Source organism: Lentzea sp. NPDC036955 (assembly GCF_055608005.1).
The window spans coordinates 767634-793281 of record NZ_JBVJRC010000003.1 but is presented as its reverse complement, the minus strand read 5'-3'; the positions used below and the strand labels follow the sequence as shown (position 1 = coordinate 793281).

Sequence of the window (25648 nt, the reverse complement as noted above, 5' to 3'; positions counted from 1 at the left end):
CCCTGTCGGCTACCTGCGGGGTGGTCCACCCGGCTCGGTGGGCAGGGTGATCGGCGGCCCCGGGTTCGGGTCACCGGGACCCGGCGGCTGACCGCTCGTCGGTTCGGTCGGCACCGGCGGCGGCACGTAGCCGGACGAGACCGACAACGTGATCACCGTGCCGCGCAACGCGTTGCCGCGCGGCGACTGGCTGACGACGGTGCCCTTGGACTGCTCGGAGTTGACGGTCTGCTGGCTCGTCTTGTAGCCCGCCTGCTCCAGCACCCGCACCGCGTCGTTGACCTGGCGGCCGACGACGTCCGGGATCTGGATCTCGCGGCCGCCCTTGAGGTAGCGCTGCTCGACCGGCGCGAGCTGCGACACCGGCAGGTCGCCGTGGACCTTCGACATCGTGTCGAACCACGTGCGGGCCGGGACGGTGCCGCCGAAGATGTTGCCGTTGCCGCACAGGCGGGGTGCGCCGCCGACGCAGATCGGGCGCGGCGCGGTGCCGTCGTTGAACGTCTGCACCGCACCGGCGAAGTCCGGGGTCGCGCCGATGAACGCGGCCGACTTGTACTCCTCGGTGGTGCCGGTCTTGCCGATCATCGGGCGGGTCCACTTGAACGCGCGGGCGGCGGCCGCGGCCGTGCCGTTGCCCAGGTCGTCCTTGCTCATGCCCATCGCCAGGCCGTTGGCCAGGCCCTCGTTGACGACCTGCTCGCACGGCGCCTCGTTGACCGGCACGGGCTTGCCGTTGCGGTCGAGCACCTTCGCGAGCGGGGTCGGCGGGCACCACTTGCCGCCGGACACGATGGTCGCGGCGACGTTCGCGAGCTCCAGGGTGGACACCGGGGCGGGCGAGAGGGTGAACGAGGCGTTGCCGCCGTTCTGCTTGTAGAACTCGGTCTGCGAGATGCGGTTCTGCTTGTCCTTGGCCTTCGGGTCCGGCCGCATGCCCTGCAGGTTCGTCGCCATCGTGTCGCGCATGCCCAGCCGCGACGCCATGTCGACCACGGCGTCCATGCCGGTCTGCTCCTCGAGGATCACGAAGCCGGTGTTCGGCGAGGTCTGCAACGCCTGCTGCAACGACATCGACGACGGGTAGCTGGAGTCGAAGTTCGACAGGCAGTACCAGCGGGTGCTGGGCTCGCCGGTGCTCGGGCAGCGCTGGGCACCGCCCTTGAAGACCCGCGAGGTGTAGGACGTCGGCGTCGCGATGGTGTTCTCGATGCCCAGGCCCTTCTCCAGCGCCGCGGCGGCGGTGAAGACCTTGTAGACGGAGCCGGCGCCGAACTTGTTCTCCACGCCGCTGGGCAGGTCGAACGTCGTCTGGTTCAGGTCGGCCTTCAGGCCGTAGTCGCGGTTGGCCACCAGCGCGAGCACGTCGTGGCGTTCCTTGCCGGGCTTCACGACGGCCATGGTGTTCGCGATCCCGGGCGTGCCCTTGGCGACCCCCGCCTCCGCCGCCGCCTTGGCCTGCGCGGTGATCCCTCTGTCCAAAGTGGTCTGGACGGTGTAGCCGCCGGTGCGCAGCTGTTCTTCGCTGAAACCCGCGCGTTGCAGGTAGTTCACGACGTAGGAACAGAAGAAGCCGTTTTCCGGTCCGGCGCCCACACAACCGTTCGGCGGGGTGCGCACCGGGTTCGCCAGGCCGAGGCCTTCCTTCTTCGCCGCCTCACCCGCGTCGCGCGACAGCTTGTCGTTCTCGACCATCCTGTCGATCACTTTGTTGCGCCGCTCCAGCGCTTTGTCCGGATACGCTTCGGGGTCGAGTGCTGACGGGCTGTTGACCATTCCGGCGAGCATCGCGGCCTGGGGAACCGTCAACTTGTCGGGCGTGGTGTTGAAGTAGGCCTGGGCGGCCGCCGCGATCCCGTAAATGGTCGAACCAAATGGGACGACGTTGAGGTAGCGGGCGAGGATCTCCTCCTTGCCCAGCTTCCGCTCCAGCTGCAGGGAGATCCGGGCCTCGCGCATCTTGCGCGCGATGGTCTGCTCCTGCGCCTTGGCCTGCTCCAGCTTGTTGTTCCGCGCCACGACGTGGACCAGGTAGTTCTTGACGTACTGCTGGGTCAGCGTGGACGCGCCCTGCGTCACGGCGCCGCTGACCTGGTTCGTCAGACCGGCGCGGATGGTGCCCTTCCAGTCCACGCCCTGGTGCTCGTAGAACCGGCGGTCCTCGACCGAGATCAGCGCCGCCTTCATGGTCGGCGAGATCTTCTCGGGCGGTGTCAGGACTCTGTACTGGTCGTACAGGTAGGCGATCGGGGCGCCCTCCCTGTCGGTGACCGTCGTGATCAGCGGTGGGTCCGTGGTCACGAGGTCGGCGGAGATGCTGTCCACGGTGTCGCTGGCCCGGTTCGACACCAGACCGGTCGCGCCCACGACTGGGAACAGCATGCCGGCGAGGAGAACCCCAGCCAGCAGGCACAGGCCGAGCATCTTGAGCACGCCATTCCTGACTCGCACGCGCCTCAGCGTACGCCGTACACGAACGGGTGAAGGTGATCAGTAAGGGCCGTTACTCAGCATGAGTAGACATACGCAAGACAGGTAACAGTCGGGTGACCCAGGCTTGGAAGGGGAACCGAACGGCACTACAGTCCGTCAACGTCCAAGGAATGCAGTCGTAGCTCGAACGCTACGGCATCCGTGGCAGGGGTGTGGCGGATTTCCACATTTGGACAGCACTGAGGAGTGGGGGATATGAACCAGGGGGATTGGCGTATCAACGCTTCGTGTCGTGATGAGGAGCCGGATCAGCTCTTCGTGCGCGGTGCGGAGCAGCGCAAGGCGAAGCTCGTGTGCCTCGGTTGTCCGGTGCGCATGGAATGCCTGGCCGAAGCGCTCGACAACAGGATCGAGTTCGGTGTCTGGGGCGGCATGACGGAGCGTGAACGACGCGCTCTCCTGCGTCGCCGTCCCGACGTGACGTCCTGGTACGAATTGCTCGACAATGCGCGCCAGGAACACCACGAGGACACGCGGGTCGGCTAGTTCCGCGGCTCCGCACAAAAGATCAACGAGGCTCTACTCCCCGGCGAGCCGGCGGCCGATCTCGCGCAGGCCGTCGAGGTCGTGCACGTCCGCGGGCAACGCGGGCACGCCGACCAGGGCGACACCGGGGTGGGCACGCGTGAACCGGGCCAGCAGCCGCTTCTCCCGATCGGCGACCGCCACCCGGTCCGCGTGCAGCCGGAGCACCGCCGCCGCGAGCGGCGCCTCACCGGAACGGTCGAGGTCGTCCGCCGCGGCGTGGGCCTTCGCCGCGGGCAGGTCCGCCGCCAGCACGGGGTGGGTCCTGTTCGCGACGAGCCCGCACAACGGCATGTTCTCCGCGCTGAGCCGCTCCACGAAGTAGCTGGCCTCGCGCAGCGCGTCCGGCTCCGCCGCCGCCACCACCACGAAACCGGTGCCCGGCGAGCGGAGCAGCTCGTACGTGCGCTGGGCCCGTTCGCGGAACCCGCCGAACATGCTGTCGAAGGCCTGCACGAACGTCGACGCGTCCTGCAGCAGCTGGCCGCCGACGATCGTCGACACCGCGCGCGTGAACAGGCTGAAACCGGTGCCGACGATCTTCAGCAGGCCCCGGCCGCCGGCGCGCGCCGGTGCCGAGAGCATGCGGATGAACCTGCCGTCGAGCACAGTGGACAGCCGCTGCGGCGCGTCCAGGAAGTCGAGCGCCGACCGGCTCGGCGGGGTGTCGACGACGATCAGGTCCCACTCGTCCGCGGCCACCAGCTGGCCCAGCTTCTCCATCGCCATGTACTCCTGCGTGCCGGAGAACGACGACGAGATGGTCTGGTAGAAGGGGTTCGACAGGATCTGGTCGGCCCGGTCGCGCCCGGCGTGGGTCAGCACCATGTCGTCGAACGTCCGGCGCATGTCCAGCATCATCGCGAACAGCTCGCCCTTGGGCTCGAAGCCGTCGACGACGACCTCGCGCGGGTGGTTGTCGAGCTCCCGCAGCCCGAGCGACTGGGCCAGCCGGCGTGCCGGGTCGATCGTCAGCACCACCACGCGCCGGCCCCGTTCGGCCGCCCGCAGCGCCAGCGCCGCCGCCGTCGTCGTCTTGCCGACACCACCCGACCCGCAGCACACGAGCACGCGCGTGGCCGGGTCGTCGAGCAGCGGGTCGAAGTCGAGCCTGTTCACCGCACACCCGCCGCGACCAGCACCTCGGCCAGCTCGTAGAGCGCGGCCACGTCCACCCCGTCGGTCAGCTCCGGCAGGTCGAGCGTCGGCAGGTCCGACTCGCGCAGCAGCTCCATCGCCTCCTGCTGCGAGCGCACCCGGATGGCGTGCTCGACGGTCTCGTCCACCAGGTCGTCCAGCGTCTCCTCCGCAAGGTCCAGCCCCGCCGCCACGAGCCCGGCGCGCACCCGTGCCGCGTCCACCCTGCCGTCCGCCGCCGCGGGCAGCGACCTGGCCGGCAGCCGCGTCGGCTGCACCCGGTTCACCAGCACCGCGCCGGGCCGCAGGTCCGCGGCGTCCAGCTCGGCGACCGCGTCGAGCGTCTCGCGCACCGGCATCTCCTCCAGCAGCGCGACCAGGTGCACCGCCGTGTCACCGGAGTGCAGCAGCCGCACCACGCCCTCGCTCTGCCCCTTGATCGGCCCGACCTTCGCGAGGTCGGCCATGGCCTTCGTGACGTCCAGGAACTTCACCACCCGGCCGGTCGGCGGCGCGTCCAGCACCACCGCGTCGTAGCAGTGCCTGCCGCCGTCGCCGGTGCGGTTGACCGTCTCCTTCACCTTGCCGGTGAGCAGCACGTCCCGCAGGCCGGGGGCGAGGGTGGTCGCGAACTCGATCGCGCCCATCTTGCGCAGCGTCCGGCCGGCGAAGCCGAGGTTGTAGAACATCGCCAGGTACTCCAGCAGCGCGGCCTCGGCGTCCACGGCGAGCGCGTGCACCTCACCGCCGCCCGGCGCGGACGCGATGCGCTCCTCGGAGTAGGGCAGCGGGGCCCGGTCGAAGAGCTGGGCGATGCCCTGCCTGCCCTCCACCTCCACCAGCAGCACCCGGCGGCCCCCGGTGGCGAGCGCGAGCGCCAGCGCGGCCGCGACCGTGGTCTTCCCGGTGCCGCCCTTGCCGGAGACCACGTGCAGACGGGCTCTGGTCAGCTCCTCGGTCCACGACGTCACCCGTCCAGACTATGTGTGAATCCGGCCGGACGTGGATCGGTCGGTCAATCGACCAGGGTGAGGAAGAGAACGGCCATGGCGGTCGCCGCGACCAACGCCCACGCCACGACCGACGGCAGGAAGAACGCGATGCCCAGCGTGACGAGGGCCACGACCACGAGCCCGATCAGCCCGGCCTGCCGGACCTGCACCCGCTGGCTGTGCTTGCGGTCCCGCACCTGGGCCATGGCGACGAGCACCAGCACCAGCCCGCCCACCGCGAACGCGCCGGTGGCGATGACGCGCCAGGTCTCCATGTGATCAAGGTAGCCCGATCGGCCGGAACCGCGCAGAGGTCGTTCGGGTGGCGGGTTAGGCTTCCGCGCATGACGAAGTGGGAGTACGCGACCGTTCCGCTGTTGATCCACGCCACCAAGCAGATCCTCGACCAGTGGGGCGAGGACGGCTGGGAGCTGGTCACCGTGCTGACCAACCCCACCGGTGAGCAGCACGTCGCGTACCTGAAGCGGGTGAAGGCATGACCTGGTCCGCTCGCCTCGACGAGCTCGGCATCGAGCTCCCCGGCGTCGCCGCCCCGCTCGCCGCCTACGTCCCGGCCGTGCAGAGCGGGTCCTGGGTGTTCACCTCCGGCCAGCTGCCGTTCGTCGACGGCCAGCTCCCGGCCACCGGCAAGGTCGGCGCCGACGTCTCCCCGGAGGAGGCCAAGGCCTACGCCCGGACGTGCGTCCTGAACGCGCTGGCGGCGGTCCACGACCTCGTGGGCGTTGACTCGATCAAGCGGATCGTGAAGGTTGTTGGCTTCGTCGCCTCCGCGGAGGGCTTCACCGGCCAGCCCGGTGTCGTGAACGGGGCGTCCGAGCTGCTGGGGGAGATCTTCGGTGACGCGGGCAAGCACGCCCGTTCCGCCGTGGGCGTCGCCGAGCTGCCGATCGGTGCGCCGGTCGAGGTCGAACTGGTCGTCGAGGTCTGAGTCTCCCGGTCCCCGTCCCGGGTTTCCGCTGAAGGGTGTGACATGTCGGACACGTGCCACGAACTGCTGCTGCGGCTCGCCGGACGCATTCCGGACGACCTGCTCTGGCGGTACCGGGACTGGGCGGCCTCGGACGCGTACGCGGTGCTCGCGCGGTCGTTGCCGCGCACGTTGCTGCACGGGCGCATCCCGCTGACCGACCACGAGATGCGCCTCCTTCAGGACGCGCTCGTGCCCTACGGGGCCGAGCCGGGGGCCGTCAGTTCGGTCAAAGGGCTGGACGAACTGCCCCCCACCGACTACACCTTCTCCCCGGAATCACCCGATCGGGTGCCGATGGGGGATTCCGCGACCGTCGTGCTCGGTGCCACGCTGCGAGGCCGCCACGGGGTCGGTGAGGTCCGTTCCTGCTGGCGCATCGGCCCCGAGGGGGTCAACCGCGTCCTGCTGGTGGCGGCCACCACCGGTCACGCGAGGCTGACCGGCGAGCTGCAGCGCGTGCTGCGGGCGCTGGGCGAGCCCGACCCGTGCGTCGAGGTCGTGCCGTCCGGTCTGGACCTGCCGCCCTACCACCGGGCGGCGCTGGCGGCATCGGAGCTGGTGTGCGCCGGCGCCGAGTCCGAGGAGCACCTGGTGCTCAGCTAAGGAGAGTTGCCGTGACGAACGACGGTGTCGGCCTGCCGGTCCGTCTGCACGATCTCCTGCTGTCGATGGCCGGGCGCGTCGACGACGACGCCCTGTCGAAGGCGCGCGAGTTCCTCGCCGTCGGAGAGCTGGACCGCGCGGTCGAGTTCCTCGTCGGCACGCTCCTGGCAGGCGGCATCCCCGTGCTGCCCGACGAGCGGGCCGCCATCACGTGGGCGCTGCACGAGGTGCGTTCCGACGCGAGCCTGACCGACCGCATGCCGGTCGTCGAGGTGCTGCCGTTCATCCGGCACCGCTTCACCTCCGACTCCGACCCGGCGGCGGACCTCGGCCCGCTGCTGTCGCGCGCGGTGTCGGTGCTGCCGGACGTGCGCGCGGTGCGCTGCGTCTGGCGTTCCTCGCCGGCCGGGGCCACCCCCGGTCCGCTGCCGCAGCGGGTCGTGCTCGTGGACGTGGGTCCGCAGGGCTTCGCGCCCGCGACCGCGTACCGGGTCGACACGGTGCTGCGCAAGGCGGGCATCCGGGCCGCGGTCGAGGTGCTGGCCGTCGGCACGCAGCTGGGCGACTACCACGCCTCCGCCGTGACGTCCTCGCGTCCGGTGCCCATCTCCGGGGCGCAGGTGGCGTCGATGCCACCACCGGCACCCGCGGGCGTGGGGCACGAGCCCACCTGGTTCGACCAGTCGGAAGAACTTCCCGCTCCGGCGCCGGTGGCCGAGCCGACACCGGCGCCGGAGCCAGTGGTGGAGGAGTCCGGCTCACGTTTTGCCCGCACGCCGTCCCTGGAGGGGTCGCAGCCCTTCCCGCCCAAGCCCGTGAAGCGGATCTCCGTGGCCCCGGCCGAGCCGGAGCCCGAACCGGAGCCGGAACCGGTGGTGGAGCTGGAGCCGGTGCCGGAGGCGTTGCCGGAGCCCACCCCGATCAACCGGGCCGAGGTCACCATGGAACTGCGCGGCGACGAGCTGGCGGCCCTGCAGGCCGCGCTGGCCGAACCGCCCGCGGAGTCGTCCGGTGTGGACGCGAACCTCAGCGAACGCGAACGCGCGTTGCTGCAGCAGCTGCACGAGGAGCTGGCGCAGCGCGAGCAGTCCGGCGCGAAGACGTCCGACGCCGGTCGCTGGCAGATCGACCGGTCATCGGCGCGTCAGTCGGCGTTCGGGGCCACGAACAACGGGCACCAGCAGCAGTGAGGGCGACTCGTGCTCCCGGGGCGGACGTCACGCCCCGGCCTTGCGCCGCGCCAGGTCGATGACCTTCTGCAGGTGCAGGCCGCGGCGCACGTCGCACTCGTGGGTGGTGGTGCCGCTGTGCACCATCGCCACGAAGTCGTCGAGCAGGTTCGTGTAGCAGTCGGAAGTGGACGTGTCGCGGCCGTTCAGCGTGCGGTGGCCGTTCGGCCCGAACACGGTGAAGTCCGTGAACGGCGGCTGCAGCGGCAACGACAGGGTGAGCGTCAGCGTGCTCGTCGCACCGCCCGCGTGCTGCAGGATCAGCTGCCACAGCCCGGTCTCCGACACGTTCGCCGCGAGCACGTCGGTGATCTCGCCCAGTGCCGCGTCCAGCAGGTCGAACGCGTGCGGGCCGATGTCGTCGAGCGCGCCCTTCTCGTGCCGCCACGGCGAGTTCGAGAACGGCCCGTCGAGCAGCGCGCCGGTCAGCCAGCGGCCGTCGGCACCGGTCCAGCCGCCGGTGCGGTGCAGCTGCCTGAGCAGCTCCTTGGTCTCCGGGGCGTAGCGGCGGGTCAGCACGACGAGCGACGCCACGTCCGCGTCGCTCACGGCCTGCGCGAGCCGCTCGGCCACGTCCGCGGACTCGGCGATCGGCTTCTCCAGGACGACGTGCTTGCCCGCGTTCGCCGCCGTGATCGCCATCGGCGCCTGCACGCCCGGCGGCACGCAGAACGCGACGGCGTCCACAGTGGACAACATGTCCTCGTAGGACTCGAACGCCTCGGTGCCGTGGGCGTTCGCGAGCCGCTGCGCCGCCTCGGGCCTGCGGGCCCAGACGCCGGCGAGCCGGGTGCCGGGGTGGTTGGCGAGACCGGGGGCGTGGACCATCTCCGCCCACGGTCCGGCACCGACGAGTCCTACGCGCAGCTGTTCGTCCACTCGCCCATCCTGCCTCAGAGGTAGCTGGCCCTGGGGACGAAGATCTCGCCCCCGTTGTCGAACTTGAGCCGCAGGCCGTCGGGCGTGCTCTCGCGGTCGGGGTCGTGTTCCCACCCGGCGGGAACGGTCACCACGTGACCCCTGTCGGGCGTGGGCCCGAGCCAGATCTCGTAGCCGGTGCCGCCGACCACGCGCTCGACCTTCTTCACGTACACGCCGGGGGACTCGGCGGTCGGGTCGACGCTGATCACGGTCGTGCGGTCGGGCAGGAACAGCAGGACGGCCGTCACCGCCGTCAACCCCGTTCCCACCACCACGCCGAACAGGACCAGCAGCATCTTCACCAGGCAGCCGGAGACCTTCGTCGCCATCACACCATCCTCACGTCAGCGCGGTCGTACGCTCGGAGGATGCCCGAGGACATGACCTTGCCGGGAAACCTGGTACCCGCGGCGCCGGTTGCCCAACCCGTCGAACCCCGTGACGCGGTCACCGTGGTGCTGCTGCGCGACGGTGCGGCCGGGGTGGAGGCGTTCCTGCTGCGGCGGGTGAAGGGGATGGCGTTCGCGGGCGGCATGACCGTGTTCCCCGGTGGTGGCGTGGACCCGCGCGACGCGGACACGTCGGTCGCGTGGGCCGGTCCGCCGCCGTCGTGGTGGGGGTCGGTGTTCGGGGTGGACGAGTCGCTCGCCCGCGCGTTCGTGTGCGCGGCGGTGCGGGAGACGTTCGAGGAGTCCGGTGTGCTGCTGGCGGGGCCGTCCCCGTCGACGGTCGTCGCGGACGCCTCGGTGTACGCGCAGGCCCGGCAGGACCTGGTCGACCGGAAGGTGTCGCTGGCGGAGTTCCTGGCGGCCGCCGGGCTGGTGCTGCGGGCGGACCTGCTGCGGCCGTGGGCCAACTGGGTGACTCCGCGCGAGGAGCCGCGCCGCTACGACACGCGGTTCTTCGTCGCGGCCCTGCCGACCGGTCAGCACGCCGACGGCGCCACGACCGAGGCGTCCGACGCGGCCTGGCAGACGCCCGCGGAAGCGGTCCAGGACGCCCAGGAGGGGCGCCGCATGCTCATGCCGCCGACCTGGCGGACGCTGGACGAGATCGGTGCGCTCGGCTCGGTCGCCGCGGTCATGGCCGAGGAGCGCAGCGTCGAGAAGATCATCCCCAAGCTGATCCGCGACGGTGACGTGGTCAGGGTGGTGCTCGGATGAGCGGGTCGCCGTTGATCGGGGCCCGTGCCGAGCACCCGCTGTACGGGCAGCTGCGCCAGGTCACCGCGCACGCGGCCGTGCTGCTGGCGGACAACCCGTCGCCGATGACGCTCGACGGCACCAACACGTGGCTGCTCAAGGCGCCGGACGCCGGGTCGTACGTCGTGGTCGACCCCGGTCCGCTCGACCCCGCGCACCTGGAGCGCATCGCGGCGGTCGGGCCGGTCTCCGAGGTCCTGCTGACCCACGGCCACCCCGACCACTCCGAGGGGGCGCGCTCGTTCGGAGAGCTCGTCGGGGCACCGGTGCGCGCGCTCGACCCGACGTTCGTCTTCGGGTCCGAGGGCCTGGTCGACGGTGACGTCGTCACCAGCTCCGGTCTGGAGCTGCGGGTGCTCGGCACACCGGGGCACACCAGCGACTCGCTGTGCTTCGTGCTCGACGGCGAGGCCGTGCTGACCGGCGACACGGTGCTGGGCCGCGGCACCACGATCGTCGCCCACCCCGACGGGAAGCTCGGCGACTACTTCGAGTCGCTGAAGGTGCTGGCGGACCTGCCGCCGGACACCGCGGTGCTGCCCGGCCACGGCCCCGAGCTCGCCGACGCCGGCGAGGCCGCGCGGGCCTACCTGGCGCACCGGACCCAGCGCCTGGAGCAGGTGCGCCGGGCCGTGGAGTCGCTGGGCGGCTCGCCCACGCCCCGGCAGGTCGTCGAGGTCGTCTACGCCGACGTCGACCGGGTGCTCTGGCCGGCCGCGGAGTGGTCGGTGCGGGCCCAGCTGGAGTACCTGCGCACCGGGTGAGACGCCGGTGCTCATGCGTCCTGGTCGCGCTCGTGCCCGCGAAAATTGTCAGGGGTGCTCGCTAACGTCCCTGCCATGGACCTCACCGCCACCACAGCCGAGCTCGCCGGCGCCGTCGCCGAGGTGGCGCGGCTGCTGCCCACCCGCGTGCTCGACCCCGTCCTCGCCGGCGTCCGGCTGCGGGCCTCCGCGACGGGGGTGGAGGTGGCGGGCAGCGACCACGAACACGCGGTGAGCCTGACGAAGCCCGCGTCCGCGCACACCGAGGGGGAGGTGCTGGTGCCCGCGAAGGCGCTCGCCGCCACCCTCCAGGCCCTCGACGAGCCGCAGGTCCGCCTGCGCGTCGAGGGTTCCCGGCTCGCGGTCCGCACCGGCCAGGCCCGCTTCGCCCTGCCGTTGCTCGACCTGCACGACCACCCCGGCATCCCGGCCCTGCCCCCGTTGCAGGGCACCGCGGCCGCCGAGCACCTGCGCGTCGTCGCCGCCGTGGCCGGTGCCGCCTCGAAGGACGACGCACTGCCGATCTTCACCGGCATCCGCGTCCAGTCCGACGCCGAGCACCTGCACGTCATGGCCACCGACCGCTACCGCATGGCCTACGCCAAGCTCCCGTGGCAGTCCGCCGGCTCCGTCGACGTCCTGGTCCCCGCCAAGGCCCTCGCCGAAGCCACCCGCCAGGCGGAGGGCCCCGTCGCCCTGCACGCCGACGCGGACCGCATCGGCCTCGCCTGGCACCACAACTCCCTCTCCACCGCACTCCTGGCCGCCCCGTTCCCGGACGACCGAGCGCGCCGACTCCTGGAGACCACCATCGACAGCACCGTCCTGGTCGACGCCGACGCCCTGTCCCGCGCCGTGCGCCGCGCCACCCCCTACGGCGGCCCCCACCAGGCCGTCACCATCCAGGTCGAGGACAGCGAGCTGCGCGTCAAGAGCAGCGACCCGACCTCCGGCGAGGCCGAGGAGTTCGTCAAGGCCACCGTCGAGGGCGACCGCCTCACCAAGACCTTCCAGGCCCGCTACCTCGCCGACGCCCTGAAGGCCTTCGCGGGCCGCCGCATCGAACTCCGCATCCAGGACGGCCTCCGCTCCACCGTCCTGACCTCCCCGCCCGGCGAGGACGGCGTGGAGCTCACCTACCTGGTCGTGCCGATGCGCTCGGTGGCCTGACGGCGCCGTCAGGCCACCGAGCGTGGGGTCTGAGCGTGGGGTCTGAGCGCGGGCACGGGGGCGCGAGCGCGGGGGCGTGGAGGCGCGGGCGTAGGGGCAGGGCACGACGAGCCTGGCCCGTTGGCGGTCGTGCGACGCTGCGGGCCTGCAGTCCAGGGTCGGCGCCACTCAGCGCGTCCTGGGACGCGCTCTGCTCGTCCTGGGGTGCGGCGCGCTCGCCCTGGAGTGCGGCCTGCCCACCCTCGGTGGCGGCCCGCCCGCCCCCTTCCCGCCCTGCCCCGCCTCACTCGGCCCGCTCCGCCCGCCCGTCCCCGGCCTGGCCTGCCCGCCCCCTTCTCGCCCCGCCTCGCCCCGCCCCGCCCCGCCCCGCCCCGCCCCGCCTCGCCCCGCCCCGCCTTGCCCCGCCCTGCCCCGCCTCGCTCGGCCCGCTCCGGCCCGCCCGTCCCGGCCTGGCCTGCCCGTCCCGGGCCGTCCCCGTCCTGGGCCGTCCCCGGCCTCGGCCTGGCCCTGCCCCCGGCCCGCCCCCCGCGCGGCAGGCCCGCACCCTCACCCGGCCACCAGCCGCCCCAACAACCCCCGAAACGCCGAGAGGCACGCCGTTCCCGGCGTGCCTCTCAACCACAACCTCCGGCCCCCACTCCGGGGACCCGTCCACCCCTCAGCGGGCCACGAGCTCCATTTCCGACCGCGCCGGCAGCGCATCCCCGGCCGGAACCCCGCGCCGCACGGTCTCGCGCAGCGCCCACACGGCCGCGGCGATCAGCAGACCGGCCACGCCGGAAGCGAGGAACGCGGGCCGCGTGCCGAAGTGCTCGATCAGCTGACCGGACAGGCCCTGTCCGATGGCGAGGCCGACGGTCACCGAGGTGATCACCCAGCCGAACGCCTCCGCAGCCATGCCGCTGGGCGTGACCTGCTCGATCGCGGCGGAGTGCGCGGTCGACTGGGGCGTGATCAGGGTGCCGACCACGAACAGCGCCAGGCCCAGCCCCACCAGCGACGCGGGGATCGCGAGCAGCAGCGACAGCAGGCCGAAGCCGCCGAGCAGCACCGGCAGGCGCAGGTGCATCGGGCGCGGCCACGGGCGCATGCCGTAGAGCACGCCGAAGATCACCGAGCTGATCGACCACAGCGACAGCATCAGGCCGCCCATCGCGGCGTGGCCCGTCGCCTTCGCGAAGGCCGGCACCGCCACCTCGACGAAACCGATGGTCACGCCGAAGCCGAGCGCGGCCAGCGCCACCGTGCGCATGCCGGGGTAGGCGAACGCACCGAGCAGCGGCCGCGGGGCCTGGACGACCGGGCCCCACTCGCGCACGACCGGGTTGGTCGCGAACCACAGGGCGCCGACGACCATCAGCACCGAGCCGACGACCACGCCGGTGCCCGCCCAGGGCGCCGCCAGCAGCAGGCCCGCGAGACCCGGTCCGAGGATGAAGAAGACCTCCATCGAGATGGCCTCGTAGGCGTAGCCCGCCATCCGCGTCGGGCCGGCGGGGACCATCCGCTCCCACAGCGCCCGCGACGCCGAGCCCACCATCGGCTCGGTCGCGCCGACGCCGAGGGCCAGCGGGACCAGCAGGAGCACCGGCAGGCCGGCCTCGACAGCGATCACGGAGGCGGTCACGAAGAGGGTGAAGAGCGCGGTCACGGTCATCAGCGGGCGGGTGGGACCGAAGCGGTCCATCAACCGGCCCTGCACGACCGAGCCCATCGCCACGCCCACCAGCGCCGCCGCCGACACCAGACCGGCGACCGCGAACGAACCCGTGGCGCGCTCCACGTAGAGCAGCAGCGAGAGCCCGACCATCGCGATGGGGAGGCGGGCGAGCAGGGACGCGACCACGGGGCCGCGCATGCCGGGGGTCGTCAGGGCAGCACGGTAGTCGGACAGGCGGGCAGAGTGGGACATGTGTACCAGTATGACAAAGGTGGTACGGAAGTACCAGTTTGGGTGCGCGGTGTCACCACGGTTGCGGTTCGGTCACAGGAATGGGATGACCGGGTGAAAGATGCAGCCAAAACCACCCGAACGAGGTCCCTGAGGGTGAAAAGGCTTGAGTCCCACGGTAGGGGCCGTGCGAAAGTTGACTCGTCGATCGAAAGACCAACCTCCGGCCAGAGGGTCGGGGCCTGCGCGCCGGAGGGTGGGAAGGCACGGTTCGTCGGGGGATGGGCCGTGCAGCACAAAGGACCGGTGCGCCACGTCGGGGGTGGCGCCCGGTCCTTTGTCCGTCGAACTGCTGAAGTCCTAGCGTGCGCGGCGCGCCAGGCGCTCCGGGTCCAGGATCAGCACGCTCTTGCCCTCCAGCCGCAGCCACCCGCGGTGCGCGAAGTCGGCCAGGGCCTTGTTCACGGTCTCGCGGGACGCGCCGACGAACTGGGCGATCTCCTCCTGCGTCAGGTCGTGCGTGACGCGGAGCAGACCGGCCTCCTGCGAGCCGAAGCGCTGCGCGAGCTGCAGCAACGCCTTGGCGACGCGGCCGGGCACGTCCGTGAAGATCAGGTCGGCCAGCATCGAGTTCGTCCTGCGCAACCTGCGGGCCAGTGCCCTCAGCAGCTGCTCGGCGATCTCCGGCCGGTTGGTGATCCACTGACGGAGCGCGGGGCGGTCCATGGACACCGCGCGCACCTCGGTCACCGTCGTCGCGGTCGACGTGCGGGGGCCGGGGTCGAAAATGGACAGTTCACCGAACATGTCGGAGGGCCCGAAGATCCCCAACAGGTTCTCGCGGCCGTCCGGCGACTTGCGGCCGATCTTCACCTTGCCGGACTGGATGATGTACAGGCGGTCGCCCGGCTCACCCTCCGCGAAGATCACATGGCCACGCGGGAACTCCACCGTCTCCAGGGTCTGCGCCAGCGCCTCTGCGGCTGCCGGGTCAACTCCCTGGAAGATGCCCGCTCGCGCCAGGGTCTCGTCCACCTCGTCCCTCCTAATCGACGCGACGGCACGCCTACCACCATCTTTGGTGGAGTCAGCGCCGTGCCGCCGATCACTGCGTTGCAGTCTAAGGGCTGTGTAGTGGATCGCCGTTCGGCTCGCCGTCTCGCTGGGAACAACTCGACTGACTCGATCCAGAGCCCAACGAACCAGTCTACGCCATTCGGGTGCCTGGCCGGCACCCGCCCGCTAGCGGACGCGCTTGCGCACGCTGCCGCGACCGCGGCGGCGCAGGCGGAACAGCTCCAGCGCGCGACCGATGCCGTGTCCGTAGAGCGCCTTGACCTCGTCGGGCCGGGCGGACTCCAGGAACTCCTCGACCTCGTTCTCCTGCACGGCCACGTGCCGGAGCTTCGCTTCCACGCGCTCCATGAAGAGCGCGAAGAACATGATCACGATCGGGACGACGATCACAAACCAGGCAGTCATGATGCTCCGCAGTCTGGCGCATGGGGGATTCGAGCACGGATCTAGGGGGTGGTCGCGGCGTGTTGACTACTCTGGATCAGTGCCCGCAACCAAGAAACCGGAAACCAAACTCGGCCTGACCCGCAGGGCCCGCCGGATGGTGCGCACGCTTGCCGAGGGATATCCCGACGCCCACTGCGAGCTGGACTTCACCACGCCGCTCGAACTGGTCGTGGCAGTCGTGCTGTCCGCGCAGTGCACCGACAAGAAGGTCAACGAGGTCACTCCCGCGCTCTTCGCGAAGTACCCGACGGCCGCCGACTACGCCGGAGCCGACCGGGTGGAACTCGAGGAGATGATCCGCCCCACCGGCTTCTACCGGAACAAGGCGTCATCCCTCCTGGGTCTCGGTGCCGCTCTCGTGGAGCAGCACGACGGTGTGGTTCCCGGCAGCATGGAGGAGCTGGTCAAGCTCCCCGGTGTAGGACGCAAGACGGCCAACGTGGTTCTCGGCAACGCCTTCGATGTGCCGGGGCTCACAGTCGACACCCACTTCGGCCGGCTCGTGCGCCGCTGGGGGTGGACCGAGGAGGAGGACGCGGTCAAGGTCGAGTACGCGATCGGTGAGCTGATCGAGAAGCGCGACTGGACCATGGCCTCGCACTGGATCGTCTTCCACGGCCGCCGCGTGTGCCACGCCAAGACCCCCGCGTGCGGGGCCTGCCTGCTGATGAAGGACTGCCCGTCGTACGGCCTGGGCCCCGAGGACCCGGTGAAGGCCGCGAAGCTCGTGAAGGGCGACGAGAAGCCGCACCTGGTCGAGCTCGCCGAGCGGGTGCGGGCCGGTGAGAAGCTGGTGGGGTGAACAACCGCACCCGCTGGCTGGTCCTCGTGCTCGTCCTCGGCGTCGCCGGGGTCGTCGCGCTGTGGCCGCGCGATGACGCGCGGGAGCAGCCCGTCCGGTCGAACCGCTCGCCGCAGGACGTGGTGGCGTTGCGCGCGCAAGCCCAGCTGCGGCCGTGCGTGCCGGGTGGTGCGGGCGGCGTCGGCGTGACGTGCCTGCGCGACGGCACCCGGACGGACCTCGCGCTCAAGGGCCCGCTCCTGATCAACTTCTGGGCGACCTGGTGCCAGCCGTGCCAGAAGGAGCTTCCGGTGCTGGACGCCTACGCGGAGCAACCGAACGCCGTCCCGGTCGTCCCAGTTCTCGTGGAGAGCACCGAGGCCGACGGCCTGGAGCTGCTCGCCAAGCTGGGCGTGCGGCTGCCGTCGGTCCACGACGGGGCGGACGAGCTGCGCAAGCGGGTGAAGGCGCCGATCACGTTGCCGGCCACGTATTACATATCAGCGGACGGCGCGGTCCGGTTGATCACGGACCCGCCGGTGTTCACGGCGCCGGAACAGGTGGAGAAGGCGGTGCGATGAGCGAGGCGACCGAGCTGGGAGCAACCGGGCTGGGGGCGACCGAGCTGCCGGACTGGATGCAGCGGCTCGTCAAGGCGACCGAGGAGATCGACGCCACGGCGTTCACCCGGATCAAGCCCCCCGCGTCCGGCGGCAGGCCCGCGGCGGTGCTCATGCTCTTCGGCGACAACGCCGACCACGGCCCGGACGTCCTGCTGCTGCGCCGCTCGGACACGCTGGGCTCCCACCCCGGTCAGGTCGCGTTCCCCGGCGGGGCCGCCGACCCGACCGACGACGGACCCGTGGGCACCGCATTACGCGAGGCTTACGAGGAGACAGGTGTACTTGGGACAGGAGTGAGACCACTGGTCGTGATGCCGGAGCTGTACGTGCCGGTGTCCGGTTTCGTGGTCACCCCCGTGCTCGCCTACTGGGAACAGCCGAGCCCCGTCGCCCCCGTCGACCCGGCCGAGACCGCCGCCGTCGCACGGGTGCCGGTCGCACACCTCGCCGACCCTGCCAACAGGTTCCGGGTGCGCCACCCCGCGGGCTACGTCGGAGCGGCCTTCTCCGCACCGGGCATGCTGGTGTGGGGCTTCACCGCGGGACTGCTGAACGGCCTGATCGCACTCGGTGGCTGGGAACAGCCGTGGGATGCGACCGATGTGCGCGACCTTGAACTAGCGTTGCGCGCTACACAGTGAGGCGGAGGTAGTCGGTTGAACTGGGTTGACCTGCTCGTGCTGGGCCTTGCCGCGATCGCCGCGGTGTCGGGGGCCAGGCAGGGCATGGTCGTCGCGCTGCCCGCGTTCGTCGGTGTGCTCGTCGGCCTGATCCTCGGCACCCAGATCGCACCGATGCTCGTGTCCCAGTTCGAGAACGTGGTGACCAAGGTCGTCTTCGCGGTGGGCATCGTCGTCCTGCTGGTGGCGCTCGGCGAGACGATCGGCGTCTACATCGGCCGGACGATCAAGGCGCGGGTCAACGCCTCCCCGTTGCGCGGCGCGGACAACGCGCTGGGCGCCATCGTGCAGGGCATCGTCGTCTTCGTCGTGGCCTGGATGATCGCCCTGCCGCTGACCTCGGTCGCGGGCCTGCCCGACCTGACCGCGTCGCTGCGCAACTCGGTGATCCTCGGCAAGGTCAACGAGACCATGCCGCAGGCCGCTCGCGTGCTGTCCGACGACCTGCAGAAGCTGTTCGACGTCTCCGGCTTCCCGCAGGCGATGGACCCGTTCAACCGCACCCCGCTGAAGGACGTCAGCCCACCCGACCAGGCGCTGGCGAGCTCCCCGGTGGTGAACCGGCTGAAGTCCTCGGTGCTGAAGGTCCGCGGCCGTGCCCCGTCCTGCTCCCGCGCGCTGGAGGGCACCGGTTTCGTGATCGCCCCCGAGCGCGTCATGACCAACGCCCACGTCGTCGCCGGCACCAACGAGGTGACGGTCGAGGTCGGCCGCGGCCAGTTCGACGCCACCGTCGTCCTCTACGACCCCAAGGTCGACGTCGCCATCCTCGCGGTCCCCGACCTGGAGGCCGCGCCGCTGCAGTTCCGCTCCGACGAGGTGCAGGCCGGTGAGGACGGCATCGTGCTGGGCTACCCCCTAGACGGCCCCTACCTCGCCAAGTCCGCCCGCGTCCGCGAACGCATCCCGCTGCTGCGCGGCCCGGACATCTACGACGCGCAGACCGTGACCCGCGACGTCTACACCGTCCGCGCCGAGGTCCGCTCCGGCAACTCCGGCGGCCCCCTGGTCGACCCGAACGGCCGGGTGATGGGCGTGGTGTTCGGCGCGGCGGTCGACGACCCGGAGACCGGGTTCGTGCTCACGGCGCAGCAGGTCAAGGAAATTGTGCAGAAGGCTCCGACGCTGACCCGGCGGGCCTCCACGCAAGGTTGTGCCTCGTAGCGATCCCGTCGAGCACGTAGCCGAGGCCGATCTCGAACCTGTGCGCGGGATCGGTGTCACTCGACTCGTGCATGACCCTGGCGAGCGTCGGGAACCGGCCGGTGGCGAGCATCCGCTGCATGTAGGGGCCGGACGCGCGCTGCCACTGCTCCTCGGTCATGCCGCTGGACCGTTCCGCGCGCAGTTCGGTGATCTCGCCGCGGACGGCCCCGAAGACGTACGCCATCACCGCGCCGACCGCGCCGAGCACCTGGTCGATGTCGTCGAACCGGACCGTGGCGAGCGTGGTCTCCAGGTGCGTGAGCGCGTTCGGGCCCTGGTGCGGGCGGTTGCTGAGCAGGTCGATGAACCACTCGTGCCGCTTCGTCGCGTCCCGGATGCCGTGCGCGACGTGCCGCAGACCCTCGCGCCAGCCGGCCGATGACGGCGGCGGCGTGATCTCGCCGTAGACCTCGTCGACCATGAGGTCGAGCAGTTCGTCCTTGGTCTCCACGTAGCCGTACAGGCGCATCGGGCCGGCATTGAGGGCGGCGGCGACCTTGCGGAACGACACCTCGTCGAGCCCGCCCGCGTCGGCGAGCCTGATCGCGGCGCTCACGATCAGGTCCCTGCTCAACGGGGTCGGCGACGGCTTGCCGGGCGGCTCCGGCCGCTCCCACACGGGTTCGTTCGACATCGGACTGGACAATACAGCGTCTCTTGTCGATACAGTGTATTGACAGATACGGCGTATCGGAGGGTGGGCGTGATGAGGACGCAGGTCGTGGTGGTCGGGGGCGGGCTGGCGGGTACCTCGGCCGCGTTGTTCCTGGCGTGGCGCGGGGTGGACGTGGTGCTCGTCGAGAAGCACCCCGGCAGCTCACCGCACCCGCGGGCGGTCGGTTTCAACGCGCGGGTCGGTGAGCTGCTGCGGGCGGTCGGCATGGCGGACGAGCTGCCGCGCAGCCGGATGACCAGGGGTTTCGGCGTGCGGCGGGTGCGGGCGGAGAGCCTGGTCGGGAAGAAGTACGACGAGACGTTCTGGACGCCACCGGCTCAGCTCACGGACGTCGAGCACTCGCCGGTCAGGGGCGTCGGCGCGGCGCAGGACGTGATGGAGCCGATCCTGCGCGACAAGGCGCGCGCGTTCGGCGCGGACATCCGGATGAGCACCCGGATGCTGGAGTTCTCCCAGGACGACGACGGCGTCACGGCGGTCGTGCAGGGTGACGGGGAGCCGTACGAGATCCGCGCCGACTACCTCGTCGCGGCCGACGGCCACCGCAGCCCGATCCGCGAACAGCTCGGCATCACCCGCACCGGTCGCGGATACATGCACACGTCGCGCAGCGTCTTGTTCCGCGCACCGCTGGACGAGTACCTGAAGGACGGCATCGGCCAGTTCGTGATCGACGACGTCGGCTTCCTCACGACCTACGGCGACGGCCGCTGGGTGCTGATGCTCGACGACCGCGAGTACACCGAGCCGGAGCTGCGGCAGAAGGTCTTCCAGGCCATCGGCCGCGACGACCTCGACGTCGAGGTCATCACCACCGGCCGGTGGACCATCAGCGCGAACGTCGCCGACCGGTTCAGCCGGGGCAGGGTCTTCCTCGCCGGCGACGCCGCGCACACGTTGCCGCCCAGCCGCGGCGGGTTCGGGGCGAACGTCGGCATCGAGGACGCGCACAACCTCGCCTGGAAGCTCGCCGCCGTGCTGGACGGCACGTCACGACCGTCCCTGCTGGACACCTACGACGCGGAACGGCGGCCCGTCGCGACCCTGTGCCACCAGCAGATCTTCGCGCGCAACGACGGCCACAACCGCGGCGGTGAACCGGAGGACGCGCCGCTGTACGACAACGACGCCATGCACTTCGGCGTGCTCTACCGCTCGGCGGCGGTGCTCGGGGCGGGCGAGGAACTGCCGCCGGCCCGGCTCCCCGAGCAGTGGAACGGCCAGCCCGGCACGCGCGCCCCGCACCTGTGGATCGAGCCGGGGAAGTCCACGTTGGACCTGTTCCAACGCGGCTGGGTGCTGGTGGCGAACGACCCGCTGTGGGCGGACGCGGCCGAACCGCTGGGCGTGCGGTACGAACCCGTCGAGGCGCTCGACGCGTTCGGGCTGTCCGGCAAGGGCGCGTCGCTCGTCCGCCCGGACGGCTACATCGCCTGGCGCGCGACCGAGCTGCCGGACGACCCGGCGGCGGAGCTGGCGGCGGCGTTCAGGACGACCTCTGCAGGAACTCGGTGAGCAGGCGGCTCGTGGTGTGCGGCGCCTCCTGGTTCGGGAAGTGCCCCACCTCGGGCAGCGAGCGGAACTCCGAGCCGGGACCGAGCCACGGCAGGGACGCGCGGGCTGTGGACTCCAGCACCACCGCGTCCAGCTCGCCGTGGATCTGGAGCACCGGCACCGGCAACGGCTTGTCGACCGCCTCGGCGAAGCGGCGGCCGTCGCCGCGCAGCTGGGACCGCACGGCCCAGCGGTAGTACTCCATCGCGCTGTGCGCCACGCCCTGCACGAGCATCGCCTGCCGGCAGCGGCGGACGACCTCGTCGAACTCCGGTGCCGACCGGTACTTCGGGCCCGACCACGCCGACAGCAGCTTGGCCACCTGCAGGCCGTTCTCCCTGGTCAGCAGGCGTTCCGGGTAGAGCGGGAGCTGGAACTGCAGCACGTGCCGGTTCAGCCGGCCCGGTCGGCGGAACGTGCGGCGCAACGCCAGCGGGTGCGGGGCCGACAGCGCGGACACCGACGACACCAGCCGCGGGTGCATGGCGCCGGCCGTCCACGCCAGCAGGCCGCCCCACGCGTGGCCCACCAGGTGCGCGCGTGGGGCGCCGAGCGCCTTGACCAGACCCGCGATGTCACCCGCGAGGGTGAACCCGTCGTACCCGCGCGGGGGTTTGTCCGAGTCGCCGTAGCCGCGCAGGTCGACGGCCACGGCGCGGTACCCGGCCTCGGCGAGCGCGGTCAGCTGGTGCCGCCACGACCACCAGAACTCGGGGAACCCGTGCAGCAGCAGCACGAGGGGTCCCTCGCCGAGCTCGGCGACGTGCAGGCGGATGCCGTTGGCCGAGACGTCGCGGTGCGTCCACGGCCCCGCGACCCGCACCACCGACGGGTCGGGTTTGCGGCTCAGTTGTCGTCGCCCCTGCCGTGAGAGTCACGGTTGCGCAGTGCGGCCACGGTGTCCTTGGCCGCCGCGATCGACCGCTCCGGCGCCCTGATCTTGCGGACCTTCCGGTAGCCGAGGAACGCGAACAGCCCCGCGGTGACGAGCATCAGCAGGAAGGTCAGCCCGAAGCCGGCCCAGGCGTACCAGCCGAACCACTCGGTGAACCCGAAGCCGAGCGCCATGAACAAGAAGAACAGGCTGAACAGCAGCACCGTCAGCGCGACGATGAAGAAAACACTGCCCCTGAGCGCCTTCTTGACCTCGGCGGCGAGCTCGCCCTTCGCGAGCTCGACCTCTGCTCTGACCAAAGTCGACACGTGCGCGGTCGCGTCGCGGACCAGGCCGCCGATCGAGGCCTCGGCCGCGGGGTCGTCAGCGGTCAGCGGAATCGACGCGATGTGCTCCCTGGTGGTCACCCGGACATGGTGCCATGCGCCCGGCTCCGGCGAATGAGCAACACCGCCGCGAGCAGCGACGCGATCATCGAGGCGAGCAGGACGGCGGCCTTCGCGGTCTCCGGTTCCGGCAGCGACAGCTCCGCGATCAGCAGGCTGACGGTGAACCCGACCCCGCCCAGCGTCGCCACCGCCACGATGTCGCGCGGCCCCGCCCCGGCCGGCCAGACCGCCGCCTTGAACCACACCGCGAGCGCCGACGCCCCCACTATCCCGATCACCTTGCCGACGACGAGCCCGACCACCACACCGATCGCGATCTTGTCCTCGAAGAGCTTGCCGAACGCCTCCGCGCCGACCGGCACACCCGCCGCGAACAGCGCGAACACCGGTACCGCCACGCCCGCCGACCACGGCTGCAACCGGTGTTCGAGGCGCACGGCCGGTGCGTGCTGCTCGTACGGGTCGCGCTTGACCCGCGTCAGCAGCGCGAGCGCGACACCGGCGATCGTGGCGTGGATGCCCGACTCGTGCATGAACCACCAGGTGGCCAGCGCGATCGGCACGTACAGCAACGGCGTGGTGATCCTCTTGTGCTGGAGGAACCAGTACAGCGCCAGCAACGCCACCACGGCACCCGCCGCCAGCAGGTTGAACTGCGCCGTGAACAGGACAGCGATCACCACGATCGCGCCCAGGTCGTCGACCACCGCGAGCGAGAGCAGGAAGACCCGCAGGCTCGACGGCAGTCCCGACGCCGTCAGCGCGAGCACCCCGAGCGCGAACGCGATGTCCGTCGCCACCGGGATCGCCCACGCCTTCTCGATCCCCGGCTGCCCCCACCCGATCGACAACGCGATCAGCGCCGGCACGACCATGCCGCCGACCGCCGCGATGATCGGCAGGGCCGCGGCCTTGATGTTCGAGAGCTCGCCGACGACGAGCTCGCGCTTGAGCTCAAGGCCGGCCACGAAGAAGAAGACGGCCAGCAGACCGTCCTTGGCCCAGTCGCCGACGGACAACGGCCCGAGGTGCAGGTCGCGCAGCCCGAAGTAGGCGGGTGCCCACAGCGAGTTGGCCCACAGCAGGGCGATCGCGGTGGCGCCGAGCAGAACGGTGCCACCGACGGTCTCGGTGCGGAGGTAACGGGCGAACTCGGCGACGACGGCCTTCTTGCGCGACACGGGGCTCCCAGGGCGGTCTGCGGGCACGACAAATCCTCGTGCCGACCAGACTTCCCGGCTCACCCTGCCGCAACCTTAACGCGAACGGGCGTCCCCCGAAGAGGACGCCCGTCACGTTTGCGCAGATCAGTATCAGTCCTCCGACTTGCCCGACTGCAGGCCCGCCGAGATCAGGTCCATCACCGACGAGTCCGCGAGCGTCGTCACGTCGCCGACCGCGCGGTTCTCCGCCACGTCGCGCAGCAGGCGGCGCATGATCTTGCCCGAGCGCGTCTTCGGCAGCTCCGGCACGACCATGATCTGCCGCGGCTTCGCGATCGGGCCGATCTCCTTGGCCACGTGGTCGCGCAGCGCCTTGATCGCCTCCGCGCCACCGGCGTCGGCACCCGCGCCACCGCGCAGGATCACGAACGCCACGATGCCCTGGCCGGTCGTGTCGTCGGACGCGCCGACGACCGCGGCCTCGGCCACGGTCGGGTGCGACACGAGCGCCGACTCGACCTCGGTGGTCGAGATGCGGTGACCCGACACGTTCATCACGTCGTCGACGCGGCCGAGCAGCCACAGGTCGCCGTCGGCGTCGTACTTGGCGCCGTCACCGGCGAAGTAGTAGCCCTGGTCCTTGAAGCGCGACCAGTACGTGTCGCGGTAGCGCTCGTCGTCGCCCCAGATGCCGCGCAGCATCGACGGCCACGGCTCGTCGAGCACCAGGTAGCCACCGCCGCCGTGCTCGACCTCGACACCCTCGTCGTTGACGACCTTCGCGCCGATGCCGGGCAGCGGGCGCTGCGCGGAACCGGGCTTGGTCGCGACGACACCGGGCAGCGGCGAGATCATGATCGCACCGGTCTCGGTCTGCCACCACGTGTCCACGATCGGCGCCTTGCCGCCACCGACGTTCTCGCGGTACCACATCCACGCCTCGGGGTTGATCGGCTCGCCGACCGAGCCCAGCACCCGCAGCGACGACAGGTCGTACCTGGCCGGGATGTCCGCGCCCCACTTCATGAAGGTGCGGATCAGCGTCGGCGCCGTGTAGTAGATGGAGACGCCGTACTTCTGCACGATGTCCCAGTGCCGGCCCTCGTCCGGGGTGTTCGGCGTGCCCTCGTAGACGACCTGCGTCACGCGGTTCGACAGCGGTCCGTAGACGATGTAGCTGTGGCCGGTGACCCAGCCGATGTCCGCGGTGCACCAGTAGACGTCGGTGTCCGGCTTGAGGTCGAACACGTTGTGGTGCGTGTACGACGCCTGCGTGAGGTAGCCGCCGGACGTGTGCAGGATGCCCTTCGGCTTCCCCGTGGTGCCCGAGGTGTAGAGGATGAAGAGCGGGTGCTCGGAGTCGAACGCCTCCGGGGTGTGCTGGTCGGACTGCGCGTCCACCAGCTCGTGCCACCACACGTCCCTGTCGGTCCACGCGACCTCGGTGTCGGTGCGCTTGACGACGACGACCTTCTCCACCGACGGCGCGCCCGCGACGGCCTCGTCGACGGCCGGCTTGAGCGGGGCCGGGTTGCCGCGGCGGTACTGGCCGTCGGTCGTGATGACGAGCCGGGCCTCGGAGTCCTGGATGCGGGTGCGCAGCGCCTCGGCGGAGAAGCCGCCGAACACGACGTTGTGCAACGCGCCGACGCGGGCGCAGGCGAGCATCGCGAAGATCGCCTCGGGGATCATCGGCATGTAGATCGCGACGCGGTCCTGCGCGCCGATGCCCAGCGAGGTCAACGCGTTCGCGGCCTTGGAGACCTCGCGCTGCAGCTCGTCGTAGGTGATGGTGCGGGAGTCGCCGGGCTCGCCCTCCCAGTGGATCGCGACCTGCTCGCCGTGGCCGGACTCGACGTGGCGGTCGACGCAGTTGTAGGCGACGTTGAGCTTGCCGCCCACGAACCACTTCGCGAACGGCGCGTCCGACCAGTCGAGCACCTGGTCCCACTTCGTGTCCCAGTGCAGCCGTTCCGCCTGCTTCGCCCAGAACGCCTCGCGGTCGGCCTTCGCCTCCTCGTACAGCGCGGGCTGTGCGTTCGCCTGTGCCGCGAACTCGTCGGAAGGCGGGAACGTCCTGCTCTCCGTGAGCAGGTTGTCCAGGGCGTTGCCCTGGCCTGGCGACTGCGTCATGGTGCGAGACCTCCTGGAAAGTCCAGACCTGTTCGGGATGCGGGTACTGACCGTAGTGCGAGCCAGCTCACTCCAACAGGCTCCTCCCCTGAAAGGTTCAGACCAA

At 71.2% G+C, this 25648-nt stretch carries 27 protein-coding genes; 13 read left to right on the top strand and 14 right to left on the bottom strand.

All coding sequences use genetic code 11. The features are described from left to right. Window positions 1-9: 9 nt before the first annotated feature. Window positions 10-2451: a penicillin-binding protein gene (locus tag ACZ7CF_RS13050; protein ID WP_458429691.1), complete on the bottom strand. Its 2442-nt coding sequence runs from the start codon at window positions 2449-2451 to the stop codon at window positions 10-12. Window positions 2452-2688: 237 nt separating this feature from the next. Between ACZ7CF_RS13050 and ACZ7CF_RS13045 the strand changes: the two genes are divergently transcribed. Further along, window positions 2689-2979: a WhiB family transcriptional regulator gene (locus ACZ7CF_RS13045; RefSeq protein ID WP_360385064.1), complete on the top strand. Its 291-nt coding sequence runs from the start codon at window positions 2689-2691 to the stop codon at window positions 2977-2979. Window positions 2980-3012: 33 nt separating this feature from the next. On the opposite strand, the gene bagB is transcribed toward ACZ7CF_RS13045, so the two are convergent. The 3 genes from bagB to ACZ7CF_RS13030 are packed head-to-tail and all read right to left on the bottom strand — an operon-like array spanning window position 3013 to window position 5422. Beyond that, window positions 3013-4137 (bottom strand): ATPase BagB, encoded by a 1125-nt coding sequence (gene bagB / locus ACZ7CF_RS13040; protein WP_458429690.1) that lies wholly within the window; start codon window positions 4135-4137, stop codon window positions 3013-3015. Further along, complete coding sequence (gene bagA / locus ACZ7CF_RS13035; RefSeq protein WP_360385068.1) at window positions 4134-5126, bottom strand: ATPase BagA; 993 nt, start codon at window positions 5124-5126, stop codon at window positions 4134-4136. The genes bagB and bagA overlap by 4 nt, the downstream gene beginning before the upstream one ends. Before the next feature lie 44 nt (window positions 5127-5170). Beyond that, window positions 5171-5422 (bottom strand): hypothetical protein, encoded by a 252-nt coding sequence (locus ACZ7CF_RS13030; RefSeq protein WP_360385070.1) that lies wholly within the window; start codon window positions 5420-5422, stop codon window positions 5171-5173. Window positions 5423-5491: 69 nt separating this feature from the next. Here ACZ7CF_RS13030 and ACZ7CF_RS13025 point away from each other — a divergent pair, with 69 nt between their 5' ends. Genes ACZ7CF_RS13025 through ACZ7CF_RS13010 form a run of 4 tightly spaced genes read left to right on the top strand, consistent with a single transcriptional unit; the run spans window position 5492 to window position 7931 of the window. After that, window positions 5492-5647 (top strand): DUF4177 domain-containing protein, encoded by a 156-nt coding sequence (locus ACZ7CF_RS13025; RefSeq protein ID WP_086668176.1) that lies wholly within the window; start codon window positions 5492-5494, stop codon window positions 5645-5647. Beyond that, window positions 5644-6096 carry a RidA family protein gene (locus ACZ7CF_RS13020; protein ID WP_360385072.1) on the top strand — a complete coding sequence of 151 codons (453 nt, stop codon included), beginning with the start codon at window positions 5644-5646 and terminating at the stop codon, window positions 6094-6096. Before ACZ7CF_RS13025 ends, ACZ7CF_RS13020 begins: the two co-directional genes overlap by 4 nt. A gap of 42 nt (window positions 6097-6138) precedes the next feature. Beyond that, window positions 6139-6741 (top strand): hypothetical protein, encoded by a 603-nt coding sequence (locus ACZ7CF_RS13015; RefSeq protein ID WP_360385074.1) that lies wholly within the window; start codon window positions 6139-6141, stop codon window positions 6739-6741. Window positions 6742-6752: 11 nt separating this feature from the next. Next, window positions 6753-7931 (top strand): hypothetical protein, encoded by a 1179-nt coding sequence (locus ACZ7CF_RS13010; RefSeq protein ID WP_470369640.1) that lies wholly within the window; start codon window positions 6753-6755, stop codon window positions 7929-7931. A gap of 27 nt (window positions 7932-7958) precedes the next feature. Here the strand turns inward: ACZ7CF_RS13010 and ACZ7CF_RS13005 are convergent, their stop codons facing one another. Both ACZ7CF_RS13005 and ACZ7CF_RS13000 read right to left on the bottom strand, forming a co-directional pair. Further along, window positions 7959-8849 carry a Gfo/Idh/MocA family protein gene (locus tag ACZ7CF_RS13005; RefSeq protein WP_470369639.1) on the bottom strand — a complete coding sequence of 297 codons (891 nt, stop codon included), beginning with the start codon at window positions 8847-8849 and terminating at the stop codon, window positions 7959-7961. 14 nt (window positions 8850-8863) lie between these two features. Beyond that, window positions 8864-9220 (bottom strand): hypothetical protein, encoded by a 357-nt coding sequence (locus ACZ7CF_RS13000; RefSeq protein WP_360385080.1) that lies wholly within the window; start codon window positions 9218-9220, stop codon window positions 8864-8866. Between the two features lie 39 nt (window positions 9221-9259). Here ACZ7CF_RS13000 and ACZ7CF_RS12995 point away from each other — a divergent pair, with 39 nt between their 5' ends. From ACZ7CF_RS12995 to dnaN, 3 genes are all read left to right on the top strand, one after another. Further along, a complete protein-coding gene (locus tag ACZ7CF_RS12995; RefSeq protein WP_470369638.1) occupies window positions 9260-10054 on the top strand; it encodes an NUDIX hydrolase in 795 nt (264 codons plus the stop codon). Beyond that, the gene (locus ACZ7CF_RS12990) at window positions 10051-10857 is read left to right on the top strand and encodes an MBL fold metallo-hydrolase (RefSeq protein WP_458429685.1); all 807 of its coding nucleotides are present in this window, start codon (window positions 10051-10053) and stop codon (window positions 10855-10857) included. The genes ACZ7CF_RS12995 and ACZ7CF_RS12990 overlap by 4 nt, the downstream gene beginning before the upstream one ends. Window positions 10858-10932: 75 nt before the next feature. Further along, window positions 10933-12027 (top strand): DNA polymerase III subunit beta, encoded by a 1095-nt coding sequence (dnaN, locus tag ACZ7CF_RS12985; RefSeq protein ID WP_458429684.1) that lies wholly within the window; start codon window positions 10933-10935, stop codon window positions 12025-12027. A 658-nt stretch (window positions 12028-12685) separates the two neighbouring features. Here dnaN and ACZ7CF_RS12980 read toward each other — a convergent pair. The 3 genes from ACZ7CF_RS12980 to ACZ7CF_RS12970 all read right to left on the bottom strand — a co-directional run bounded on the left by ACZ7CF_RS12980 (window position 12686) and on the right by ACZ7CF_RS12970 (window position 15400). Beyond that, complete coding sequence (locus ACZ7CF_RS12980; RefSeq protein WP_360385086.1) at window positions 12686-13939, bottom strand: MFS transporter; 1254 nt, start codon at window positions 13937-13939, stop codon at window positions 12686-12688. A gap of 339 nt (window positions 13940-14278) precedes the next feature. After that, window positions 14279-14953 (bottom strand): Crp/Fnr family transcriptional regulator, encoded by a 675-nt coding sequence (locus ACZ7CF_RS12975; RefSeq protein ID WP_030469453.1) that lies wholly within the window; start codon window positions 14951-14953, stop codon window positions 14279-14281. Window positions 14954-15160: 207 nt separating this feature from the next. Continuing rightward, window positions 15161-15400: a hypothetical protein gene (locus ACZ7CF_RS12970; protein WP_109630982.1), complete on the bottom strand. Its 240-nt coding sequence runs from the start codon at window positions 15398-15400 to the stop codon at window positions 15161-15163. Between the two features lie 136 nt (window positions 15401-15536). Between ACZ7CF_RS12970 and nth the strand changes: the two genes are divergently transcribed. From nth to ACZ7CF_RS12950, 4 genes are read left to right on the top strand one after another with little or no spacing between them, the layout of a single operon-like run. Next, window positions 15537-16244 (top strand): endonuclease III, encoded by a 708-nt coding sequence (gene nth, locus ACZ7CF_RS12965; protein ID WP_360386595.1) that lies wholly within the window; start codon window positions 15537-15539, stop codon window positions 16242-16244. Next, window positions 16241-16804: a TlpA family protein disulfide reductase gene (locus tag ACZ7CF_RS12960; protein ID WP_470369637.1), complete on the top strand. Its 564-nt coding sequence runs from the start codon at window positions 16241-16243 to the stop codon at window positions 16802-16804. Before nth ends, ACZ7CF_RS12960 begins: the two co-directional genes overlap by 4 nt. Further along, the gene (locus ACZ7CF_RS12955) at window positions 16801-17487 is read left to right on the top strand and encodes an NUDIX hydrolase (protein WP_458429681.1); all 687 of its coding nucleotides are present in this window, start codon (window positions 16801-16803) and stop codon (window positions 17485-17487) included. Before ACZ7CF_RS12960 ends, ACZ7CF_RS12955 begins: the two co-directional genes overlap by 4 nt. Window positions 17488-17502: 15 nt before the next feature. Then, window positions 17503-18690 (top strand): MarP family serine protease, encoded by a 1188-nt coding sequence (locus ACZ7CF_RS12950; protein ID WP_360385092.1) that lies wholly within the window; start codon window positions 17503-17505, stop codon window positions 18688-18690. On the opposite strand, the gene ACZ7CF_RS12945 is transcribed toward ACZ7CF_RS12950, so the two are convergent. Beyond that, the gene (locus ACZ7CF_RS12945; RefSeq protein WP_458429679.1) at window positions 18623-19366 is read right to left on the bottom strand and encodes a TetR/AcrR family transcriptional regulator; all 744 of its coding nucleotides are present in this window, start codon (window positions 19364-19366) and stop codon (window positions 18623-18625) included. The genes ACZ7CF_RS12950 and ACZ7CF_RS12945 overlap by 68 nt on opposite strands. 72 nt (window positions 19367-19438) lie before the next feature. Between ACZ7CF_RS12945 and ACZ7CF_RS12940 the strand changes: the two genes are divergently transcribed. After that, window positions 19439-20923, top strand: coding sequence for an FAD-dependent oxidoreductase (locus ACZ7CF_RS12940; RefSeq protein WP_470369636.1), 1485 nt, complete (start codon window positions 19439-19441; stop codon window positions 20921-20923). Here ACZ7CF_RS12940 and ACZ7CF_RS12935 read toward each other — a convergent pair. The 4 genes from ACZ7CF_RS12935 to acs form a co-directional block, all read right to left on the bottom strand. Then, window positions 20895-21812: an alpha/beta fold hydrolase gene (locus tag ACZ7CF_RS12935; RefSeq protein ID WP_360386597.1), complete on the bottom strand. Its 918-nt coding sequence runs from the start codon at window positions 21810-21812 to the stop codon at window positions 20895-20897. The genes ACZ7CF_RS12940 and ACZ7CF_RS12935 overlap by 29 nt on opposite strands. Beyond that, complete coding sequence (locus tag ACZ7CF_RS12930; RefSeq protein ID WP_360385098.1) at window positions 21809-22264, bottom strand: phage holin family protein; 456 nt, start codon at window positions 22262-22264, stop codon at window positions 21809-21811. The genes ACZ7CF_RS12935 and ACZ7CF_RS12930 overlap by 4 nt, the downstream gene beginning before the upstream one ends. Further along, the gene (nhaA, locus tag ACZ7CF_RS12925) at window positions 22261-23427 is read right to left on the bottom strand and encodes a Na+/H+ antiporter NhaA (RefSeq protein WP_470369635.1); all 1167 of its coding nucleotides are present in this window, start codon (window positions 23425-23427) and stop codon (window positions 22261-22263) included. Before nhaA ends, ACZ7CF_RS12930 begins: the two co-directional genes overlap by 4 nt. Window positions 23428-23559: 132 nt before the next feature. Beyond that, window positions 23560-25542, bottom strand: coding sequence for an acetate--CoA ligase (gene acs, locus ACZ7CF_RS12920; RefSeq protein WP_360385102.1), 1983 nt, complete (start codon window positions 25540-25542; stop codon window positions 23560-23562). Between the last annotated feature and the right edge of the window lie 106 nt (window positions 25543-25648).

Excerpts from the sequence above, each read along its gene's own strand:
- ACZ7CF_RS12940 (WP_470369636.1), top strand. The coding sequence starts at position 19,439 with ATGAGGACGCAGGTCGTGGTGGTCGGGGGCGGGCTGGCGGGTACCTCG.
- ACZ7CF_RS12970 (WP_109630982.1), bottom strand. The coding sequence starts at position 15,400 with ATGACTGCCTGGTTTGTGATCGTCGTCCCGATCGTGATCATGTTCTTC.
- ACZ7CF_RS12980 (WP_360385086.1), bottom strand. The coding sequence starts at position 13,939 with ATGTCCCACTCTGCCCGCCTGTCCGACTACCGTGCTGCCCTGACGACC.
- ACZ7CF_RS12990 (WP_458429685.1), top strand. The coding sequence starts at position 10,051 with ATGAGCGGGTCGCCGTTGATCGGGGCCCGTGCCGAGCACCCGCTGTAC.
- ACZ7CF_RS13045 (WP_360385064.1), top strand. The coding sequence starts at position 2,689 with ATGAACCAGGGGGATTGGCGTATCAACGCTTCGTGTCGTGATGAGGAG.
- ACZ7CF_RS13020 (WP_360385072.1), top strand. The coding sequence starts at position 5,644 with ATGACCTGGTCCGCTCGCCTCGACGAGCTCGGCATCGAGCTCCCCGGC.
- ACZ7CF_RS13015 (WP_360385074.1), top strand. The coding sequence starts at position 6,139 with ATGTCGGACACGTGCCACGAACTGCTGCTGCGGCTCGCCGGACGCATT.
- ACZ7CF_RS12995 (WP_470369638.1), top strand. The coding sequence starts at position 9,260 with ATGCCCGAGGACATGACCTTGCCGGGAAACCTGGTACCCGCGGCGCCG.
- ACZ7CF_RS13000 (WP_360385080.1), bottom strand. The coding sequence starts at position 9,220 with ATGGCGACGAAGGTCTCCGGCTGCCTGGTGAAGATGCTGCTGGTCCTG.
- nth (WP_360386595.1), top strand. The coding sequence starts at position 15,537 with ATGGTGCGCACGCTTGCCGAGGGATATCCCGACGCCCACTGCGAGCTG.
- ACZ7CF_RS12945 (WP_458429679.1), bottom strand. The coding sequence starts at position 19,366 with ATGTCGAACGAACCCGTGTGGGAGCGGCCGGAGCCGCCCGGCAAGCCG.
- acs (WP_360385102.1), bottom strand. The coding sequence starts at position 25,542 with ATGACGCAGTCGCCAGGCCAGGGCAACGCCCTGGACAACCTGCTCACG.
- dnaN (WP_458429684.1), top strand. The coding sequence starts at position 10,933 with ATGGACCTCACCGCCACCACAGCCGAGCTCGCCGGCGCCGTCGCCGAG.
- ACZ7CF_RS13025 (WP_086668176.1), top strand. The coding sequence starts at position 5,492 with ATGACGAAGTGGGAGTACGCGACCGTTCCGCTGTTGATCCACGCCACC.
- ACZ7CF_RS13030 (WP_360385070.1), bottom strand. The coding sequence starts at position 5,422 with ATGGAGACCTGGCGCGTCATCGCCACCGGCGCGTTCGCGGTGGGCGGG.
- ACZ7CF_RS12955 (WP_458429681.1), top strand. The coding sequence starts at position 16,801 with ATGAGCGAGGCGACCGAGCTGGGAGCAACCGGGCTGGGGGCGACCGAG.